The sequence below is a fragment of the Aureimonas altamirensis genome (genome assembly GCF_023702225.1).
GTDB classification, from domain to species: Bacteria; Pseudomonadota; Alphaproteobacteria; order Rhizobiales; family Rhizobiaceae; genus Aureimonas; species Aureimonas altamirensis_B.
The window spans coordinates 531,131-550,274 of sequence record NZ_JAMQCO010000001.1 but is presented as its reverse complement, the minus strand read 5'-3'; the positions used below and the strand labels follow the sequence as shown (position 1 = coordinate 550,274).

The window sequence follows — 19,144 nt, the reverse complement described above, 5'->3', positions numbered from 1 at the left end:
CTATGGTCAACATACGGTTAAGCCCGAAAGTTTGCGACAAGCCCCGATTTTCCCTTGCGTCCGATGCAGCGTGCGGTGGCAACGGTATCTCTGCCCGAAGGTCCGGTGCTGGCCTTCATCGAAGATGAGGCCGGCGCCGGGAAAACCGAGGCGGCGCTGATCCTCGCGCAGCGCATGTTGCTGGCCGGAAAGGGCCGGGGCGTGTTCTTCGCACTGCCCACCATGGCTACCGCCGACGCGATGTTCGTGCGGGCGTCCAGGGTCATCGGTCGGATGCTGGATAGGCCGACACTGACGCTGGCGCATGGTCGGGCCGGGCTGTCGGTACCGTTCCGCGACCTTCAAAACGGGGTGACCGACAGCGATGACGCCACCTGTACGGATTGGCTTGCCGACAGCCGCCGGCGCGCCTTGCTGGCGGATGTCGGTGTCGGAACGATCGACCAGGCGTCCTTGGCAGTTTTGCGGGCCAGGTTCTCGGCGCTTCGCCTTTGGGGCTTGTCCTCCAAGATCCTTGTCGTGGATGAGGCGCACGAGGTGTCCGGCGATGGCTACATGTCCGTTCTGCTGGAACGGCTCTTGCACGCCCATGCCGCACAAGGGGGGTCGGCGATCCTACTGACCGCTACGTTGCCGCTGGAAGCCCGCGCCCGATTGACACGCGCCTTTTCCGATGGCGCGGGCAGGAACTGGGGTGCTGAAAGCGACGCCTCATATCCCGCTCTGACGATCGCAGGCTCGGGTCCGCCGCGTACGGTGCCCGCGACGCCCAGCCCGAAAGGGGCCGTCACCGTCGAAAGGCTCGCCACCACCGAAATGGCTGCCGATCTCCTTGCAGAGTCTTCCCGGGCCGGAGCTGCCTGTGTCTGGGTCAGAAATTCGGTCGATGACGCGATCGCGGCGGTCGGCAGCCTGCAGGCGCGTGGCATCGACGCCTCTCTCCTGCATGCGCGTTTTGCGCTCTGCGACCGCAAGCGGATCGAGGCAGGCGTCCTGGTGACATTCGGGCGCTACGGCGCCGGGCGCGCGGGCAAGGTGCTTGTCGCAGCCCAGGTGGTCGAATCGAGCCTCGATCTCGATTTCGACGTGATGGTCTCCGACCTTGCGCCCATGGCCGCGCTCATCCAGCGCGCCGGGCGTCTGTGGCGTCACATGACGGAGGGGCCGTCGCGATCCCGGCCGGTTCCCGGTCCTGTCCTGTTCGTGCTCTCTCCGGATCCAGCCGCCGTGCTGGATGCCCGCTGGCTTCGAGACGTTCTGGGCGGCGGCGCGTGGGTCTATGGCCTCAGCGAGCAATGGCGCACCGCGGATCTTCTCTTCAGGCGCGGTCGGATCGACGCGTCTTCCGATCTTCGCAGCCTGATCGAAGCGGTGCATGGAAGCGAAGGAGCTCCCGTTCCGCACGTTCTCGAAAGCGCCGAACGGGAAAGGATCGGCGAGATCTATGCGCGCCGCTCGCGGGCCTATGGCAACATCGTCGATTTCGGGCAAGGCTATCGCGATGGCGCACGAGGCGCGGAGGATACGATTTACCCGACGCGGCTCGGGCGGCCGACACGAACGCTCGCTCTGGCGCGCATGGTGGACGGTGTCGTGAAGCCCTGGGCCCAAGGTGACGCGACATCGGCCGAAACGTGGCAATTGTCGGAAGTGGCTGCCGACAAGCTTCGCCTCGATCGATTGAGCCTGCCGGACCAGGAGATCGCCCCGATCGTGGAAGCGACCCGAGACTGGCCCGCCTGGCGTCGACGCGAAGTGACGTTGTGTCCGGTCGCCGATGACGGGGCCATCTGCGAAGGCTTGCGTTATTCACCGGATTCGGGCTTGGCTTGGGTGTGATCGCCGCACGAGCGGTGATGTCCCGTCGGACGCGATCTTGTAACAGTGTTCCCCGCATGCGCGGGGACGAATCCTTCCAATCTCCGATGGATAGCGCGCAATCTATCAAGCCGATTTAAGTCGGACGCGATATTGTAAAAAATTATTTGAGATCGGCATAGATAGTTGACGAATCAATTATTTTGCCATACCAATAATTCATATAAACGTTAGAGTGTTTCGGTATGTCGATAAACCTTCTGCGCGACGCGTGGATTCCGGTGCAGTGCTCCGATGGGCGTTGCCGGGTCATCCGCCCCGATCAGATTGCCGAGCCGGAAATCGTTTTTCCCGCCTGGCCGCGACCTGACCTGAATATCGCCTGCCTTGAGTTTTTGATCGGCCTTCTCTTCCTGGCGGACCCGCCTGCCAACGCATCGGATTGGCGGGCACGCAAGCCGGATGCGCAGAGGCTTCGGGAGCGATTAGATCCGCTTACTCCCGCTTTCGACCTCCTTGGTGATGGTCCGCGCTTTCTGCAGGATCTCGATCTGCGCGATGGGAAGGTTACGCGCGTCGAAATGCTGTTCATCGATTCTGCCGGAAGCGTTACCGCCAAGCAGAACGGCGATCTCGTCGTGAAGCGGAACCGCTATCCCGTGCTCGATGCGCCCTTGGCTGCAATGGCTCTCTACACCCTTCAGGCTCACGCGCCTGCAGGCGGCGCGGGCAACCGGACCTCGATGCGCGGTGGCGGCCCGATGATTACCCTGGCCGATCCCGGTACGGGCAGCCTCTGGGACTTGATATGGGCAAATGTACCGGATGGCATGCCGGCCGGGGTGGGGGTGCTGCCATGGATGCGTCCATCCAGGATTTCCAAAGAGAACGGTTCGCAAACCTATCCCGACCTGGCCCATCCGGCGGAGGCGTTCTTCGGCATGCCGCGGCGGCTGCGATTGGTCGGCGACGAGACCGTGACGGGCGTCATCCAGAAGCCATACGGCGCCAATTACGCAGCCTGGCTCCACGCCTTGACCCCGTATTACCGGCAGCAGGAGGGGGCGGAGCTACTGCCGGTTCACCCGCGGGCCGGTGCGTTCGGCTATCGCAACTGGCTGGGTGTGGTGATGGAGGTGCCGGGCGACAACCGCGATCTGAGGCGGCGGGCGTCCGCCATCGACACCTATCAACGGCGTCTTCTGCCGCGCGACAGGGCTAAGGCGAGCGTCATCGTCGCCGGCTGGGCGTTGGACAAGATGAAGCCGCAGGATTTTACGTGGTCGCGCCAACCTATGGTGGCGATGGATTACGATCTCCAGTTGTTCCTTGTCGGGATGATCGAGGCTGCGGAAGCCTATGGCGGCGAACTTCGAGGGTCGTTGAAGGTCGCTGTAGGCGATGGCAAGGCGCTCGAAATGCTGCGCGAAGACTTTTTCACCAGGACGCAGGCAGGGTTCGAGGCGGGGTTGCACGCCCTGCAATCCGGTTCCGCGCCCGCCGAGGTGGCCAGCCGCTGGATCAAGGTCATGGAGCGGGTTGCGCTGGAGATCTTCGATCGGGAGGCGCTGCAAGGCGTTTTTCGGCTTCCGGTCCCGCGGGGGGGCAGCCGGGATAAACAGCGATCGCCGATGAAGGACATTGTCCACGCGCGCGGGCGGTTGGGAGCCGCCTTCGCTGGTTGGGGCAAACCCGGGAAAGACGCTTACCTGAAACTTGGCTTGACGCCGCGCTCGCGCGGCAAGGAGGCGGCATGAGCGAGGAAACGGCCAGGACGATTGGGCAGGTCGTTTTGGATTGGTGGGGACGAAACCTCCGGCCACCCGACGATACCGGATCGGCGCGCGCATTGCGGGCGAAGTTGCGACGGGCAGACGGGATTTCGCAGGTGCTGGCGCAGCGGCAGGTCGTCGAACTCTACAACATGTGGCCTGGTAATCGGTCCCTTTGGACGGTGGCTGCCGTGGCTCAGGCCATTGCGCATGTCGAGCGGCACGACAAGCTGAGCTTCGCCCGTGCCCTGGGTGGCGGTGACGCGGTGGCACTATCGTCCGGTCGCTTCCAGAAGCTCATCCGCTCGAAAAATCGGGAGGAACTGGTGACGAACTTGCGACGCGCGCTGCCGAAGATCGGGCATGCCTGCAACGTCGCGACCTTGGCGGAAGACATAGCGTACTGGGGCGAAAAGACCCGGGCGAACTGGTGTTTCGATTATTTCGGCGGTGAGCGTCCCGATGTGCGTCACGCCGAGGGGGAGAGTAAATGACGACCTTTCTGCAACTCCATCTGCTGACGGCCTATCCGCCGTCCAACCCGAACCGCGACGATATGGGCCGCCCGAAGGAGGCCTGTTATGGCGGCGACTATCGGCTTCGGCTTTCCAGCCAGTCGATCAAGCGTGCAGTGCGCATGTCGGATGTCTTTCAGCAGGCCCTGGCCGGCAAACTCGGTGAACGCACCAAGCGGATCGGGGACGAGATTCGCAAATCCTTGATCGCCGATGGTGCCGGTGACGCGAAGGCGCAGGAGATCGCCGAGGCCGTCGCAAAGGTATTCGGTGCCCTGGAACCGGCCGACAAGAAGAAGCCCAACGTCGTTCGCAGCAAGACGCTTGCCTTCGTCTCGCCGGAAGAGAAATCCTATGCGCTCGAGCTGGCCCGGCGGGCCTATGCCGGTGGCGCGCTTCCGACCGAGAAGGAATTGGCGAAAACCGTGCTGCGCAGCGCCGGGGGGGCCGTCGATATCGCCATGTTCGGCCGCATGCTGGCCGATAACCCGGATTTCAACCGTGAAGCCGCCGTGCAGGTAGGGCACGCCATCACGACCCACCGCGCGCAATCGGAAGAGGACTACTTCACCGCCGTCGACGACCTGAAGCCGCGCGAGGACGATGCTGGCGGGGCACATCTCGGCACGCATGAATTCGGGTCTGGCGTCTACTACCTTTATGCCTGCGTCAACGCCGATCTGCTGGTTGAAAATCTTGGCGGCGACACGGCGCTCGCGGCACGGGCGCTCGACGCGTTGGCACGCGCGCTGGCGACGGCCACGCCCAAAGGCAAGCAGAACAGCCATGCGCATCATCCGCGCGCGGCCTATGTGCAAGCCGAAGTCGGCTCGGCGGCGCCACGAGACCTGACAGGGGCATTCTTCAAGGCGGTCAGGGGCGACGATCTGCTGGGCGCTTCGATTGCCGCACTGGTGGATATGGATGCGCGGCTGGCAGCGGCTTACGGCGCACCGTGCGAACGCCGCAAGGTTCTCAATATCGCAGCTGTAGAGCCGAAACTTTGCGATGCCGACATCGCCCGAACTATCGACGATATCGCCGCCTTCGCGGCCTCGGCGGTGGCGGTCGATGGCTGAGCATCTGGTCTTCACCCTGTGTGGCGCCCTGGGGGCCATGGGCGACCTGGCCGGCTATGAGCGTCGCGGTACCTTGACCTGGCCCGGCCGCTCGGCGGTCATCGGCCTCGTCGCGGCCGCCTTGGGCATTCGGCGAGGGGACGATGCCGGCTATGCCCGGCTCGACATGTTGCGCATGGCCGTCGGCGTAATCGATGACGGCGTTCCCCTGCGCGACTATCATACGGTCGAAACCGTCCCGACAGCGGCCGCACGCAGGCCGGATAGCCGGCCCCTGGCGCTGAAGAAGGCCGGACGCGGCACGAATACCATCATCACTCTGCGCGATTATCGCGTGGGCATCGCCTATGCGGTTGCCGTGTGGGCCGAGCCGGGCTGGGCAGGCAGCCTGCACCGTCTGGCCGAAGCTCTGCGTCGACCGGTTTTCACCTTGTATCTCGGGCGCAAGTCTTGCCCGCTGGCGGCGCCGCCTGCGCCGATCGTGGTGGATACCGTCGACGCGATCAGCGCCCTCAACGCTGCGCAACGTCCGCCCTTCGGACATGAGGGGCCGCTTCGTTTGATCGCATCGGACGTGCCGCTGGGCCCTGACGATGGGCAGGACAGCCGCAACGACCGTCCAGTCGATCGGGCAAAGTGGCACTTCGCCGATCGCCGGGTGTACATGCACCGGCCGTCGGTGCAGGAGGCAAAATGAGTCTCTATCTTTCGCGTGTCACGCTGGCGCGCACCCCGGCGACCACGGCGTTGAAGGCCCTGATCGACCCTGTCGCGGGGCCTGCCCGCGAAAGGCTGTACGACCGGCAGCGCGGCCGGATCATGGATGCTCATCATCGATTGATCTGGGCGTTGTTTGCCGACGACCCGGATCGGCGTCGCGACTACCTCTGGCGAGCCGAAGGGGAGGGGCGCTTTCTGGTGCTTTCGCACCGCCCGCCCGCTACGGATGGTGCAGGCCTGTTTCTGAAACCGGAGACCAAACTCTTCGCGCCGATGCTGCGCGCCGGCGATGCGCTGCATTTCGCCCTGCGCGCCAACGCCACGCGAACGCGCAAGCTCGTTGCGAATGCCAGCGGCACGCGCGTGGACGTGGTCATGGATGCCTTGCATGCATTGCCATCGGGGCGTGAGAGCGATGACCGGCGCCAGGCCCGAATGGAGGCGGCGCAGACGGCAGGACTGGAATGGCTGGCACGGCAGGGCGAGCGAGCCGGGTTTGTCGTCACCCGATTCACCGCTGCCGATTATTCGGTCGTTCCGCTACCGGCCCACCGTGGTTCGCGGGAAGGGCAACCGCAGTTTGGGGTCATCGAGATGTCCGGACAACTGACGGTAAAGGACGGGGAAGCCCTCATCGCCCAGATCGGCCAGGGCTTCGGCCGGGCAAAGGCTTTCGGCTGCGGCCTGATGTTGATCCGGCGCGGCTGACATGACCATTCCAGGGTTGCCGCCGCCCCGGCCGATCCCGTTCAAGGATCGTGCCTCGCTGGTATTCGTCGAGCGCGCGCAACTGGACGTACAGGATGGCGCTTTCGTTGCGGTCAATGCCGATGGCACGCGGACACATATTCCGGTAGGAGGCCTTGCCGGGATCATGCTCGAGCCGGGCGCCCGCATCAGCCATGCCGCCGTGGCGCTTGCGGCGCGCGTCGGAACCCTCGTCACCTGGGTCGGGGAAGCCGGCGTCAGGCTGTATTCGGCCGGCCAACCCGGCGGCGCCCGGTCGGATCGGCTTCTTTGGCAGGCGGCCATCGCTCTCGATCCGGCGGCCCGGCTTCGGGTCGTGCGAAAGATGTACCAGATGCGCTTCCATGAACCAGCGCCGGAGCGCCGGTCTATCGATCAGCTACGCGGTATCGAAGGAGCGCGTGTCCGCAAAACCTATGAGCTTCTGGCACAGACGCACGGCGTCACATGGAGGCGACGGCAATACGATGTTTCGGATTGGGAGGCCGGCGATGTCCCCAACCGTTGCCTGTCGGCGGCCACCGCCTGCCTGCATGGGCTGGCGGAGGCCGCGGTTCTGGCGGCCGGTTACGCGCCGGCCATCGGCTTGATGCATTCCGGAAAGCCGCTGTCCTTCGTCTACGATATCGCCGATCTGTGGAAGCTGGAGACGGTCGTTCCGGAGGCATTTCGGATCGCAGGCCAGCATGCGCGTGGCAAGCTGGACATGGCGCCCGACAGGGCCGTGCGACTGGCCTGCCGCGACTCGTTTCGTCGTACAGGTCTTCTCGCCAGAATAATTCCCGGTATCGAGGAAGTCTTGTCGGCAGGAGAATTGCCGCGGCCTGAGCCGCCTGCGGACGCAATTGGCCCAGCCTTCGATGACGGTAGGGCATCAGGCGACGAAGGTCATCGAGGATGATGGTCATCGTCCTCAACAACGCGCCGCCGAGATTACGGGGCCGACTTGCTGCATGGCTTCTTGAAGTCATGGCAAATGTTTTCGTCGGTGATTATTCGGCCCGAACCCGAACCCGTATATGGGAGCAGGTCGAGGCATATCTGGAAGGCGGAGATGCGGTGATGATCTGGAAGGCACCGACGGACCAGGGATTCGACTTTCTGACCGTTGGCCGTAACAGACGAATGCCGGTCGATTTCGACGGGCTGAAACTCGTGTCGTTTTTCCCCCGCGATTAATGGAAGCGCCCAGGGACGGGCTGCGAAAAAATCGGTAGCTCGACTGACATCGTGAATATCGTTATGGAACAACAGCTTCCATGAAGACTGTTCCCCGCACGCGCGGGGATGAACCGGCGAGTGGATATCCGCTTGCCGAATTGTCTCGCTGTTCCCCGCACGCGCGGGGATGAACCGTCCTCGCTCCGCAGATCCGCCAGAAACTCCCGCTGTTCCCCGCACGCGCGGGGATGAACCGGGCGGCGGCGAACCGCGCTCCGCTCTGTACGCCTGTTCCCCGCACGCGCGGGGATGAACCGGAGAAACTCGGCTCGATGATCCGGTCCAGCCCCTGTTCCCCGCACGCGCGGGGATGAACCGGCGCCGCGACCAACGGTCGGTCGTGCCGGGCACTGTTCCCCGCACGCGCGGGAATGAACCGTTGGCCTGCTGTTGCCCGCGTGCAGGGTCAGCCTGTTTCCCGCACGCGCGGGGATGAACCGGGCAGACCGTCAGGGCCGGTCGAGGGCACGTGCTGTTCCCCGCACGCGCGGGGATGAACCGTCGTGCAGGGCTGGCGCACGGCTGGCGGCGCGCTGTTCCCCGCACGCGCGGGGATGAACAAGACCGACCTAGCTAGGACCAAAATAGGTTGATATCAATACTGATTCCACGGTCAGCCTTTGGAGGCAGGAATGGCAATCGCGAAGAACACGATCTGCATCTGGTACGACAAGGATGCCGAAGAGGCGGCGCGGTTCTACGCTGCGACCTTTCCGGATAGCCGCGTGACTGGCGTCCATCGCGCGCCGAGCGACTACCCGTCCGGCAAGGCGGGCGATGTCCTGACCGTGGAGTTCACCGTTGCCGGAATCCCGTGCATCGGCCTCAACGGCGGGACGGCGTTCCGGCACAGCGAAGCCTTTTCCTTCCAGATCGCGACCGACGATCAGGAAGAGACGGACCGTTACTGGAATGCCATCGTCAAAAATGGCGGGCAGGAGAGCCAGTGCGGCTGGTGCAAGGACAGATGGGGCGTTTCGTGGCAAATCACGCCGCGCGCGCTGACAGAGGCCATGGCGGCCGGGGGCGAAGAGGCCAGGCGCGCCTTCGAGGCCATGATGACCATGGGCAGGATCGATGTCGCCGCCATCGAGGCGGCGCGGCGCGGCTGATCCGCGCCGGCAGGTCGTCGTCGTTCAGGCCGGCTCGGGCAGGCCGTCCGGAAGCTCGAGGCGCAGCGCCTCGTTCGTCTGCGACAGCAGCGTGCGGAAAAGATCCGGCTGCGTGTTCAACTGAGTGCCGAAGCTGGGCACGATCTCCCGGATCGTGGCCTGCCATTCGGGCGTGGCGAACCTGTCCGGGAACATTTCCTGCAGGGCGTCCAGCATGATCGACGGCGCGGTGGAGCCGCCGGGAGATGCGCCGAGCAGGGCAGCGATGCTGCCGTCTTCGGCCACGACCATCCGCGTGCCGAACTCCAGATCCCCGCGCCCGGACTCGTCGCGATCGATGATCTGTACCCGCTGGCCGGCCTGGACGAGCGTCCACTCGTCCGCAATCGCATCCGGGAAATAGGCCCGAAGCGCCTCGATCCGGTCTTCCTGCGACTGAAGCACTTCGCCGACCAGATACCGGACCAGGCCGAACTCATCCAGCCCCACATGAACCATCGGCCCGATATTGGTGGTCTGGATGGACGACAGCAGATCGAGCCGCGAACCTTCCATCAGGAAATTGGTCGAGAAGGTCGCGAACGGGCCGAACAGCAATGCCCGCTCGCCGTCGATCACCCGCGTGTCGAGATGGGGCACCGACATGGGCGGCGCACCGGACGCCGCCTTGCCATAGGCCTTCGCAAGATAGCGATCGGCAAGCGCCGGGTTGCGGTTGACGAGGAAGGAGCCGCCCACCGGGAACCCGCCATAGGAGCGGGATTCCGGAATGGCGCTTTCCTGCAGCAGCAGGATCGCAGCGCCGCCGGCGCCGATGAAGACGGACCGGGCATTCACCGCCTTGCGGCCGGACCCGTTCGCAGGCGCATAGATGACCTTCCAGGTGCCGTCCGGATTGCGTTCCAGGCCTTCGACTTCGCAGGACAGCTGCAGGGCGAAGTTTTCCGTCGACTGGAGATGCGCCACATACTGGCGTGTCAGTGCACCGAAATCGACGTCGGTGCCGAGGCCCGACCATGTCGCCGCGATCGGCTGGGCCGTATCGCGCCCTTCGATCAGCAAGGGCGCCCATTGGTGTATTTCCGCCGGATCCGTGGAGAAGCGCATGCCGGCGAACAATGGCTGTTCCACAAGGGCCGCATGGCGGCGGCGCAGGAAATCCACATCTTCCGCACCCCAGACGAAGCTCATGTGCGGCGTGGCGTTGATGAAGCCACGGGGATCGTCGAGAACTCCGCGCGCAATCATCGATGACCAGAATTGCCGGGAAATCTGGAAGGACTCGTTGATCCGGACGGCACGCGTGACGTCGATGTTTCCGTCTTCGTCTTCCGGCGTGTAGTTGAGTTCGCACAGGGCCGAATGGCCCGTTCCGGCATTGTGCCAGGCGTTGGAGCTTTCCAGCCCGACGCCGTCGAGGCGCTCGAACATCTCCATCGTCCAGCCGGGTTCGAGCTGCCGCAGCAAGGCACCCAGGGTTGCGCTCATGACGCCGCCGCCGATCAGCGCCACATCCACGGTGCGGTCTGCCTCGACCGTCGCGGCCGCGCAGGCGGGCAGCGTGGCAACCGCCGCGCCGGCCATCGCGCCCCCCAGAAGCTGACGGCGGCTGATGGTCAGGAGGCCCGACCGGCCGCCTCGGCTGTTGCCTGAACCCTGCTCCATGGGAAATGCCTTCCAATTGATTTTCGTTCTTACTGCTTATTAAAAGGCGCTATGGCTTGACAATGCGTCGGCCATGCACTGCCGGAGCTGCAGCCTTGCATTGAAGCGCGACCGGGCGCCACGAACATCAAGGGGAAAGACGATGCGTCTCGTTTTTGGACTGTTCGCGATCCTCGTGGGAGCCGCCGGACCGGGGCAGGCGCAGGAGGCCCCGTCCTGCGAAGCCGCCGCAACTCAGCTCGCCATGAACGAATGTCATGCGAAGGCTTTCGGCGTGTCGGACGGCAAGCTCAACGAATTGTACCGCATGGTCGAGGGCCGGCTCGCCGACAACGCCCATGCCCGTGACCTGCTCGTGCAGGCCCAGCGCCGCTGGATCGCCTTCCGCGATGCCGAATGCGCCTTCGAGGCGTCCGGGGTGGACGGCGGCAGTCTCCAGCCGATGATCCTTTCCCTCTGCCTGACATCGTTGACCGACACGCGGGTGGAGGATCTGCAGCGCCTGCTGTCCTGCGAGGAGGGCGATACGAGTTGCCCCGTGCCGCCCGCCTGATCGCGGATCAGCCGAAGGTGCGCGGCACGAGGCGTATCATCCACAGCCGGAAGAAAACACTGCGCGCGCCCTGGAAGATGAGCAGGGACAACCACAGGCCGTGATTGCCCCAATGGGGCGTCAGCACGGATTCCGCCGCGATGTAGATGGCGAGGGACGCCAGCATCATGTTGCGCATCTCGCGCGACCATGTCGCCCCGATGAAGATGCCGTCCATCTGGAAGGCGATCACCCCCGACAGCGGCAACGCCACCGCCCAGGGCAGGAAGGTGAGTGCAGCCGCCTCGACCGCCGGTGTCGGCGCCATCAATGCGATGACCGAGGGCCCGGTGAGAAGGATGGCCGCCGCCATGGCGACGGCGAACCCGACGCCCCAGAGCGTCGTCAGCCGCACAGTACGCTCGAAGGCGGGTCGGTAACGCGCGCCGACGGAACGGCCGGCCAGCTGCTCGGCCGCCGCCGCGACGCCGTCCAGAAACGAAACCGCCAGGAAGTAGTAGCGCAGCAGGATCGTGTTGGCGGCGAGGACGTCCGTGCCGAACTGTCCGCTTTCCCGCGTGAAGAAGGAGATGCCGAGAAGCAGAGCGATGGAGCGCACCATCATGTCGGCATTGACGCCGAACAGCCTGCGAACCCGGAAACCGTCGCGGAGCAAAGCCAGATGCCAGTGCCGCCGGTCGGTCCTGAAGAAGACGATCACGGCGCCGGCCAGCGCGGTAACCGCCTCGGCCACCAGTGTCGCCCACGCCGCACCGGCCACGCCATGCCCCTGGGCCAGCACCAGCCAGAGTGCGAGGCCGATGCCCAGGCCGTTGAGCAGCGTCTGCAGGGCCAGGGCAAGGAAGGCTTCTCCGCGCCCGAGAATCCACCCGAAGACGACGTAGTTGAACAGAACGAAAGGGGCGGACCAGATGCGGATGGCAAAATAGGTTTGCGCCGCGTCCGCAACGGCGCCTTGCGCGCCGAGCAGAGACAGGCCCAACCGCCCGATGGGCGCATGCAGCACCAGCAGGGCGAGGCCGATGGCGAGTGCGATCAGGATGCCGCCCGCCAGCATCGTCTGCTCTTCGGTCCTGTCGCCGGCGCCGACGGCCTGCGCGGTGAACCCCGTCGTGGCTCCGCGCAGGAAGTTGCACGAGACGAAGACGACGTCGAAGACCACGGCGGCCAGGGCGACGCCGCCCACCAGCGCCGCATTGCCGAGTTGCCCGATGACGCCGGTCGACACGAGCCCGACGAGCGGCGTCGACAGATGCGTCAGCATCATCGGCAGGGCGATCGCCAGGACGGAGCGGTGCGTGACGGCGAACGGGCGCGGCGCGGCCATGCCCGCCACGCCCTCGCCGCTGCGGTCGGGCAGGTCGGCGGTCACCCCTCGATCGCTTCGCCCAGGGTGTGCATCAGCCGGTTGGCCCATCCGAAGATCGCCACGGCATGGATCAGGTCCAGGATCTCGAGCTCCGAAAGGCCGACGTCGCGCAGCGATTGCGTGTCGGCCTCCGAAAGATCGTGCGGCGCGCGCGTCAGCTTGACGGAATAATCCAGGATCGCCTGCTCGCGCGCGGGAAGCGCGGCCTTATCCTTGTCGGCATAGATGGCCTCGACCACATCGCGCTTGCCGGTCTCGCCGATATAGCGCGTGGCGTGCACATAAGCGCAGTAGATGCAGTGGTTCAGAACGGAGGCCGCAAGCGAGCCCAGCTCCCGCTCGCCGCGCGACAGGCCGCCCGGAGCATACATGATGTCGTTGAAGAGCGGGGTGCGCTCGGCGAGCATCTCGGGATCGTGGGCCAGCACCAGCACGTAGTCCGAAACCTTGCGGTTGGACGGCGTGACCTTGAGCGCATCCTTCTGCGCGTCGGTGGCCGCATCCAGAGAGACGGGCTGCACGTAGGGCCGCCAGCCGACCGGGTCCAGCGTAAAATCGTCAAGGCTCCGGCTCATGTCAGTGTCCCCTGAAGGCGCGCAGGCCGGCGGCCACGCGCAGCTGGTAGTTGACGAAGGCGATCAACCCCGTCAGCGAGACGATCGTCCGTGTCGACAGGCCGGCGTCCTCGAGCGCCGTCACGTCGCTGCGCGTCGCGGTTTCGGGCTTCAGCGTCAGCGTGTCGGTGCGCGCGGCCATGACGGCGAACCGGGCGTCCTGCGGCCTATGGGCAGGGTCGGCCAGCGCGCGTATCTCCGCGTCGGCATCGCCGATCATCGCGTCATAGAGCGCGGCCGCCGCGTCGTCCCGCAGCATCCGCGCCATGCGTGCCGCAAGCGCCGCACGCACGGCCTTGGGCAGGTCGCCCTCGTCCTCCGGCGTCAGGCTGGCGACGAAACTCGTCTGGCTGAGGCGCAGGATCGTCTCCCGCTCGCCACGCAGGTCGAACAGGTCCGACCCCTCCGCGATGGAGGCGATCCTGTCGATGGCGTCTTCCATTGTCGTTCTTCCTTGTCCCTGTTTCCGCGACCCGGCCTCAGGCCGAGCGCGCCGCCGGCGCCGGCTCGGCGTCCGCATCGCTCCATTCGTCGCCGACGAGCTCCGGCTTCTCGTAGGCCAGAAGCGCCTGCCAATGGACGTCGATATCGTCGTCGAACAGCGCTGCGGAAATGCCGCGCGCCAGCCATTGCGCCCCTTCGCTGATGGCGGGTATGTCGCCCGAAACCTTGCCGAGGCTAAGGGATGCGCTGAAATTGAAGCAGTGCAGCCGCTTGAGGAAAGGGGCCGTGCCGGGCGACTTCTCGGTGAAGGAGAAATCCTCGGCAAGCCAGGGAAACGCGGCCAGCGATGCGTCGGCATCCTCGGGCGGCGGGGTGAACCTGTCTTCCCAGGTGGCGATGGCATCGGCGAACTGCGCGATCTCCGGCCGGGACCGTACATCCACGGTGAAGCCCGTGCCGAGGATGACGAAATCGGTGGCGAAGCGTCGGCCCGTGACCGTCGTCAGCACGACCTGTCCATCCACCTCTTCCGCGCCGGCGATGCCGGCGGAAAAGTGGAAGAAGGCGTTGGCGTGCCGGCTGACGCGGCGCGTCGAATTGCTGGGAGCGGGTGTCTGCTGGCGGTTGGAATAGGCCATGATGCGCCAGCGCCATTCCGGCGACAGCGTCGGGAAGCCCGCGGTCAGCCCATAGGAGCCGACGCCCATCAGCTTGTTCACTGTGGGCATTGCCGGCCGGCGTGCCAGAAGGCGCACCTCCTGCGCGCCGGCCTCGAGCGCCGTCGCGGCATTGTCCACCGCCGAAGCGCCGACGCCGATGACGACGACGCGCTTGCCGGCAAGGGCGGCGAAATCGATCGTCTCGGACGAATGGGCCCAACGGTCGCGCGGCAGGCCGTCGACGAATCCCGGAACGGTTGGCCGGCCGAGGCCCTCGCGGCCGCCGGCCATGACCACGCGGCGAGTCAGGATGGGCTCGCCCGCGCCCCCGGCGACCTCCAGCTCGAACAGCCCGTCCGCACGCGGTGCGATGCGCGTCACGTCGATGCCGCTTTCCACCGGCAGGGCCAGGACCTTGCGATACCATGCCAGGTAGTCCATCCACATCGGGCGGGGGATGCGGAAGAGGGCGTCCCACGCGGCATCGCCTCGGGTTGCCCTGTACCAGGCCTGGAAGGTCAGCGACGCCATGCCGTAGGCCGGCCCCAGAAGCTGCTTGGGAGAGCGCAGCGTCTCCATCCGCGCATAGGTGACCCATGGGCCTTCGCGCCCGGCGGGCGCGCGATCGACGATCCGGATGTTGGTGATGCCCGCGCGCAGGAGGCCGAAGCCGGCCACGAGGCCGCACATGCCCGCGCCGATCACCACCACGTCGCAAACCGGGCGGCCATCGGGGGATGGTCGTGGCGGCACCCAATTGGCGATCGGATAGTTCAGCAGCGACAGGTCTTCCGCGATGCGCTCCTGCAACCGCTGCAGCCGGGCCGCCGCATCGGGGAGGAGGTCTTCTTCGTCCGGCGCCGGCATCATGCCTCCGCTGCCCCGGGCAACACGACGGCATCCTCTGCGGCCCAGCCGACCCATATGGGGCCGTCGTCCAGCCTTCCGGCGCTGGCCGGGTCTGCCATCACCTCCAGCGTGGCGCCGTCATCCAGCGCCACGGACACCAAAAGATGACTGCCCTTGAAGATGCGCTCGCGAACGCTGGCACGGAACGAGTTGTCGAGGGCCGGCGCGGTCGTCGACAGGCTGATCGCTTCCGGCCGCACCGCCACCTCGGCCTCGGCGCCCTCGGCCGGCGGCCTGGCGCCGGCCCGCGCCAGAAGGCGGCGGGGGCCCCAATCCAGCGATATCCTGCCATCGGCCCGGCTGCCGACCCGGCCGGAGATCAGGTTGGTGTCGCCGATGAAATTGGCCACGAAGCGCGATTGCGGGTTGCGATACAGGTCTTCCGGACCGCCCATCTGCTCGATACGGCCCTTGTTCATCACCACGACGAGGTCCGACATGGTCAGCGCCTCTTCCTGGTCGTGGGTGACGAACAGGAAGGACTTTCCGGTCCGCTTCTGGATGCTCTTCAACTCCACCTGCATCTGGTGGCGCAGCTTCGCGTCCAGGGCCGACAGGGGCTCGTCCAGCAGCAGCACGTCGGGATCCGGGGCAAGGGCGCGGATCAGCGCCACGCGCTGGCGCTGGCCGCCGGACAATTCCGTCGGCATGCGCTCGGCGAAGGGGCCGAGTTCCACCATGTCGAGCAATTCGCGCACGCGGCGGTCTATGGCGGCCGACTCGACGCCCTTCAGCTCCAGCCCGAAGGCGATGTTCTGCCGCACGTTCATGTGCGGGAACAGCGCGTAGTCCTGGAAGACGATGTTGACGTTGCGCCGATTGGGCGGCACGCGGGTCACGTCCTTGCCCGAAAGGAGGATGCGTCCCTGCTCCGGCGTCTCGAAACCGCCCAGCATGCGCAGCGTGGTGGATTTGCCGCAGCCGGACGGGCCGAGCAGCGTGACGAACTGGGCTTCCCCGATCGACAGGTTCAACCCGTCGACGGCCTTGACGCCGCCATACAGTTTGGTGACGTCGACGAATTCGGCGACCTTGCTCATTCAGCGGCTCCTTGCCCGGCGTGTCGCATATTCGGCATAGAGGCCGACGACCGCGGTCGCGATCAGGATAAGCGTCGCCATGGCGTTGATATCCGGGCTCAGGCCGCTCTGGAGCTTGGCGAACATGAGCATCGGGATGGTGGTGCGATACCCTCCCAGGAAGAAGGTGCGCACGAAATCGTCGATCGACAGCAGCGCGGCGAAGATCATGCCGCCGTAGATCGCGGGTTTGAGGTAGGGCAGCGTGATGCGCCAGAAGGCGACGAAACTGTCGGCCCCCAGGTCGCGCGCCGCGTCCACCAGGTTGGGCGGCATGGTGCGCAGACGGGTCAGCGCCATGATCATCACGAAGGGCACGGCGTGGATGCTGTGGCCGAGGATGATGGCGCCCGTGCCGGTGGGAATGTCCAGGGTCGCGACGAAGATGCGGATCGAGATGGCCGAGATCATCCCGGGCACCACGGCGGGCAGGCAGGCCAGCGCGAAGATGAGCGTGCGGAACCAGATGCCTTCGGCGGTTATCAGCATGGCGATCCAGACGCCGACGACCGTGGACAACAGCGTCACCGCGACCGCGATGAGGATGGAGTACCAGAGCGCCGACAGGAATTGCTGGTCCTGCACCACCTGCATATACCAGCCCAGCGTCATGTCGCCGATGGGAAAGGCGATGAAGTTCGCATCCTTGAAGCTCAGCGCCGTCATGATCAGCAGCGGGCCGAGAAGATAGAGCACGAACAGCCAGTAGGCGGCGGAAAGGGCCAGGCGGGGCCCGTCTGCAAGGCGTCCCATCAGCTGAACCTCACCGTGCGGCGCCCGACGATGCGCATGAACAGGCCCGCGATGCCGAGAGACAGGACCAGCATCACCACCGACATCGCCGCGCCCACCGGCCAGCGGTCGCTGGCGCCGTGGAAGAAGGCGGCGATCGTTTCGGGGAACAGGCCGGTGGAAGGGCCGCCCAGCAGGATGGGCGTCGCGAAGACGCCGATCGTCGTCAGGAAGACCAGAGAGCACCCGGAGACGATACCGTCCTTCGACAGCGGCAGGATGATGCGCCGAAACCGCGTGAAGGGCCCGGCCCCGAGATCCGCCGCGGCGTGCAGCAGCGGCGTCGGGATCTTCTCGAGCGCCGAGTAGAGCGGCAGCAGCATGTAGAGGCAGACCAGGTAGATCACGCCGAAGGACAGCGAATAGTAGTTGTAGAGCATCGGGATGGGACGCGTGATCAGGTCCATCTCGCGCAGCGCGAAGTTGATCGCGCCGCGATTGGCGAGCAGCATGATCACCGCGTAGGTGCGGATGATCTCGCCCGCCCAGAAGGGGATCAGCAGCAGGAGCAGGGCGCGCGTCCTGTTCTCCGGCTTCACGATCTTGGCGATATAGTAGGCGACCGGATAGACCACCACCAACGTCACGGCGGTCACCGCGAATGCGAAGATCACGGACCGGATCAGCGGCGTGAAATAGAGCGGCTCCGCGAAGAAGACGCGGAAATTGTCCAGCGTAAAGGCCGAGCCGCCGTCGTGCACGATCGGGTACTGGCTCATGAGGCTGATGCGCACGAGCTGGAACACGGGTCCTAGGTCGAAGACGACCAGCCACACCAGCGGCACGGCACAGAGAAGCAGCAACCGCCCCGCGCGGCTGTCGCTCAAGCCGCCGAGGGTGGCGCGATAGAGGGGAGAGGCGATCAGCCGGCCCCAGCCCGTTGCATAGCGCGGCTTAGCCGGTGCCGCGACCCCGGAAGGCGGGGCCGCCTGCGCTTTGTCCTGCAAGCTCACGATGTCAGGCCGCCTTGATCTCGGCCACGGCGCGGTCGAGCATCTGGTTCTTCATGTCGCGATTGACGGTCGAGAAGAAGGTGATCCGCTCGACCTGCTCGGGCGGCAGCACGGAAGCGGCCCGCTCCCTTTCGTCGAGGATCGTGTCGACGCCGGCGAAAGTGGACGTGAAGCCCGACTGGCGGGTCATCGCGGCGCCCACCTCCGGCGAGGCGGCGATCGCCTCCAGGAATTTGTAGGCGTTGTCGGCATTGGCGGCGTTGTTCACCACGTTGAAGGTGTAGACGAAGCCGTAGGTGCCTTCCTTGGGCACGGACTGGGCGATCGGATGGCCGTCCATGATCAGCTTGGAGATCGGGCCGGACCACGCCTGCGCGACATAGATGTCCTCGTTGATGAACATCTGCTGCACTTCGGAGCCGGCGTCGTAGTAGCGGCGCACCTTGTCCTTGTTCTGGATCAGGAAGTCGCGCGCCTTGTTCGTGGCCGCCAGGGCCTCTTCGGGCTTGTCGACATAGGTGACGTAATCGCCGTCGTCGCCCAGATATTTCATGGTGATGGAGAGGAAGTCGCTGACGATGTAGGAGGTCGCCTGCTTGTTCTCCTCGTCGAACATCACGCTCCAGCTGTCGACGTCCTCGACATAGTCGGTATTGCGCGCAAGGCACTCGAAGCCGGCGAGGATCGGCAGGCCCCAGATCGAGCCGTCGATGCGCAGCCACGGTGCGTCCTGATAGGACGGGATCAGGTTCTGCCAGCTCGCGATGCGGCCCGTGTCGATGGGCGCCAGGAGGTTGCTGTTCAGGAATTGCGAATAGCGATGGCCGACAACGGTGACGATGTCGGTCGTCGGGTTGGCGCCCTCTGCCGCCAGCAGATTGTACTGCTTGCCTTGGTCGTCGGTCAGGCGGATCTGCACGTTGATTCCGGTTTCGCTCTGGAACCGGTCCAGGAAATCCTGCGGGATGAACTTGTCGTAGGTGGTGATGTTCAGCGTGTTCGACTGGGCCCAGGACGGACGGGGGCGGATCACGTAGGGGGCGGCCAGCACGCCTGCGGCGCCGCCCAGAAGCTTCAGCGTGGTGCGCCTGCTCGGCCGCTCGAAAATCATCTCAATATCTCT

At 65.5% G+C, this 19,144-nt stretch carries 19 protein-coding genes; 10 read left to right on the top strand and 9 right to left on the bottom strand.

Going from position 1 to position 19,144, the window contains the following annotated elements; all coding sequences use genetic code 11:
* The first annotated feature begins 63 nt into the window (after nucleotides 1-63).
* From cas3 to NDN16_RS02665, 9 genes are all read left to right on the top strand, one after another.
* On the top strand, nucleotides 64-1,839 hold the full coding sequence (gene cas3, locus NDN16_RS02705; RefSeq protein ID WP_285292336.1) for a CRISPR-associated helicase Cas3': 1,776 nt from the start codon (nucleotides 64-66) through the stop codon (nucleotides 1,837-1,839).
* A 224-nt stretch (nucleotides 1,840-2,063) separates the two neighbouring features.
* Nucleotides 2,064-3,575: a type I-E CRISPR-associated protein Cse1/CasA gene (casA, locus tag NDN16_RS02700; RefSeq protein WP_251112059.1), complete on the top strand. Its 1,512-nt coding sequence runs from the start codon at nucleotides 2,064-2,066 to the stop codon at nucleotides 3,573-3,575.
* Entirely contained in the window at nucleotides 3,572-4,084 is a 513-nt protein-coding gene (gene casB / locus NDN16_RS02695; protein ID WP_251112058.1) for a type I-E CRISPR-associated protein Cse2/CasB, read from the top strand. Before casA ends, casB begins: the two co-directional genes overlap by 4 nt.
* Entirely contained in the window at nucleotides 4,081-5,184 is a 1,104-nt protein-coding gene (gene cas7e / locus NDN16_RS02690; protein ID WP_251112057.1) for a type I-E CRISPR-associated protein Cas7/Cse4/CasC, read from the top strand. The genes casB and cas7e overlap by 4 nt, the downstream gene beginning before the upstream one ends.
* Nucleotides 5,177-5,881: a type I-E CRISPR-associated protein Cas5/CasD gene (cas5e, locus tag NDN16_RS02685; RefSeq protein WP_251112056.1), complete on the top strand. Its 705-nt coding sequence runs from the start codon at nucleotides 5,177-5,179 to the stop codon at nucleotides 5,879-5,881. The genes cas7e and cas5e overlap by 8 nt, the downstream gene beginning before the upstream one ends.
* Nucleotides 5,878-6,612 (top strand): type I-E CRISPR-associated protein Cas6/Cse3/CasE, encoded by a 735-nt coding sequence (gene cas6e, locus NDN16_RS02680; RefSeq protein ID WP_251112055.1) that lies wholly within the window; start codon nucleotides 5,878-5,880, stop codon nucleotides 6,610-6,612. Before cas5e ends, cas6e begins: the two co-directional genes overlap by 4 nt.
* Before the next feature lies 1 nt (nucleotide 6,613).
* Nucleotides 6,614-7,552, top strand: a complete 939-nt coding sequence (gene cas1e / locus NDN16_RS02675; protein ID WP_251112054.1) for a type I-E CRISPR-associated endonuclease Cas1e — start codon at nucleotides 6,614-6,616, stop codon at nucleotides 7,550-7,552.
* Nucleotides 7,549-7,830, top strand: coding sequence for a type I-E CRISPR-associated endoribonuclease Cas2e (gene cas2e, locus NDN16_RS02670; RefSeq protein WP_251112053.1), 282 nt, complete (start codon nucleotides 7,549-7,551; stop codon nucleotides 7,828-7,830). The genes cas1e and cas2e overlap by 4 nt, the downstream gene beginning before the upstream one ends.
* Nucleotides 7,831-8,510: 680 nt before the next feature.
* Nucleotides 8,511-8,984, top strand: a complete 474-nt coding sequence (locus NDN16_RS02665; protein ID WP_251112098.1) for a VOC family protein — start codon at nucleotides 8,511-8,513, stop codon at nucleotides 8,982-8,984.
* A 24-nt stretch (nucleotides 8,985-9,008) separates the two neighbouring features.
* Here NDN16_RS02665 and mqo read toward each other — a convergent pair whose 3' ends face one another.
* Nucleotides 9,009-10,649 (bottom strand): malate dehydrogenase (quinone), encoded by a 1,641-nt coding sequence (mqo, locus tag NDN16_RS02660; protein ID WP_251112052.1) that lies wholly within the window; start codon nucleotides 10,647-10,649, stop codon nucleotides 9,009-9,011.
* A 142-nt stretch (nucleotides 10,650-10,791) separates the two neighbouring features.
* Between mqo and NDN16_RS02655 the strand changes: the two genes are divergently transcribed.
* Entirely contained in the window at nucleotides 10,792-11,202 is a 411-nt protein-coding gene (locus NDN16_RS02655; protein WP_251112051.1) for a lysozyme inhibitor LprI family protein, read from the top strand.
* Between the two features lie 7 nt (nucleotides 11,203-11,209).
* Here the strand turns inward: NDN16_RS02655 and NDN16_RS02650 are convergent, their stop codons facing one another.
* The 8 genes from NDN16_RS02650 to NDN16_RS02615 are packed head-to-tail and all read right to left on the bottom strand — an operon-like array spanning nucleotide 11,210 to nucleotide 19,132.
* On the bottom strand, nucleotides 11,210-12,574 hold the full coding sequence (locus NDN16_RS02650) for an MATE family efflux transporter (protein ID WP_251112050.1): 1,365 nt from the start codon (nucleotides 12,572-12,574) through the stop codon (nucleotides 11,210-11,212).
* Nucleotides 12,571-13,146, bottom strand: coding sequence for a peroxidase-related enzyme (locus tag NDN16_RS02645; RefSeq protein WP_251112049.1), 576 nt, complete (start codon nucleotides 13,144-13,146; stop codon nucleotides 12,571-12,573). The genes NDN16_RS02650 and NDN16_RS02645 overlap by 4 nt, the downstream gene beginning before the upstream one ends.
* 1 nt (nucleotide 13,147) lies before the next feature.
* Entirely contained in the window at nucleotides 13,148-13,627 is a 480-nt protein-coding gene (locus NDN16_RS02640) for a hypothetical protein (RefSeq protein WP_251112048.1), read from the bottom strand.
* 37 nt (nucleotides 13,628-13,664) lie between these two features.
* A complete protein-coding gene (locus NDN16_RS02635) occupies nucleotides 13,665-15,158 on the bottom strand; it encodes an NAD(P)-binding domain-containing protein (RefSeq protein ID WP_285292330.1) in 1,494 nt (497 codons plus the stop codon).
* Complete coding sequence (locus NDN16_RS02630) at nucleotides 15,155-16,237, bottom strand: ABC transporter ATP-binding protein (protein ID WP_251112046.1); 1,083 nt, start codon at nucleotides 16,235-16,237, stop codon at nucleotides 15,155-15,157. Before NDN16_RS02630 ends, NDN16_RS02635 begins: the two co-directional genes overlap by 4 nt.
* Nucleotides 16,238-17,029 carry an ABC transporter permease gene (locus NDN16_RS02625; RefSeq protein ID WP_251112045.1) on the bottom strand — a complete coding sequence of 264 codons (792 nt, stop codon included), beginning with the start codon at nucleotides 17,027-17,029 and terminating at the stop codon, nucleotides 16,238-16,240. It abuts the gene before it with no gap.
* A complete protein-coding gene (locus NDN16_RS02620) occupies nucleotides 17,029-18,021 on the bottom strand; it encodes an ABC transporter permease (protein WP_251112044.1) in 993 nt (330 codons plus the stop codon). Before NDN16_RS02620 ends, NDN16_RS02625 begins: the two co-directional genes overlap by 1 nt.
* A 4-nt stretch (nucleotides 18,022-18,025) precedes the next feature.
* On the bottom strand, nucleotides 18,026-19,132 hold the full coding sequence (locus NDN16_RS02615; RefSeq protein WP_251112043.1) for an extracellular solute-binding protein: 1,107 nt from the start codon (nucleotides 19,130-19,132) through the stop codon (nucleotides 18,026-18,028).
* Between the last annotated feature and the right edge of the window lie 12 nt (nucleotides 19,133-19,144).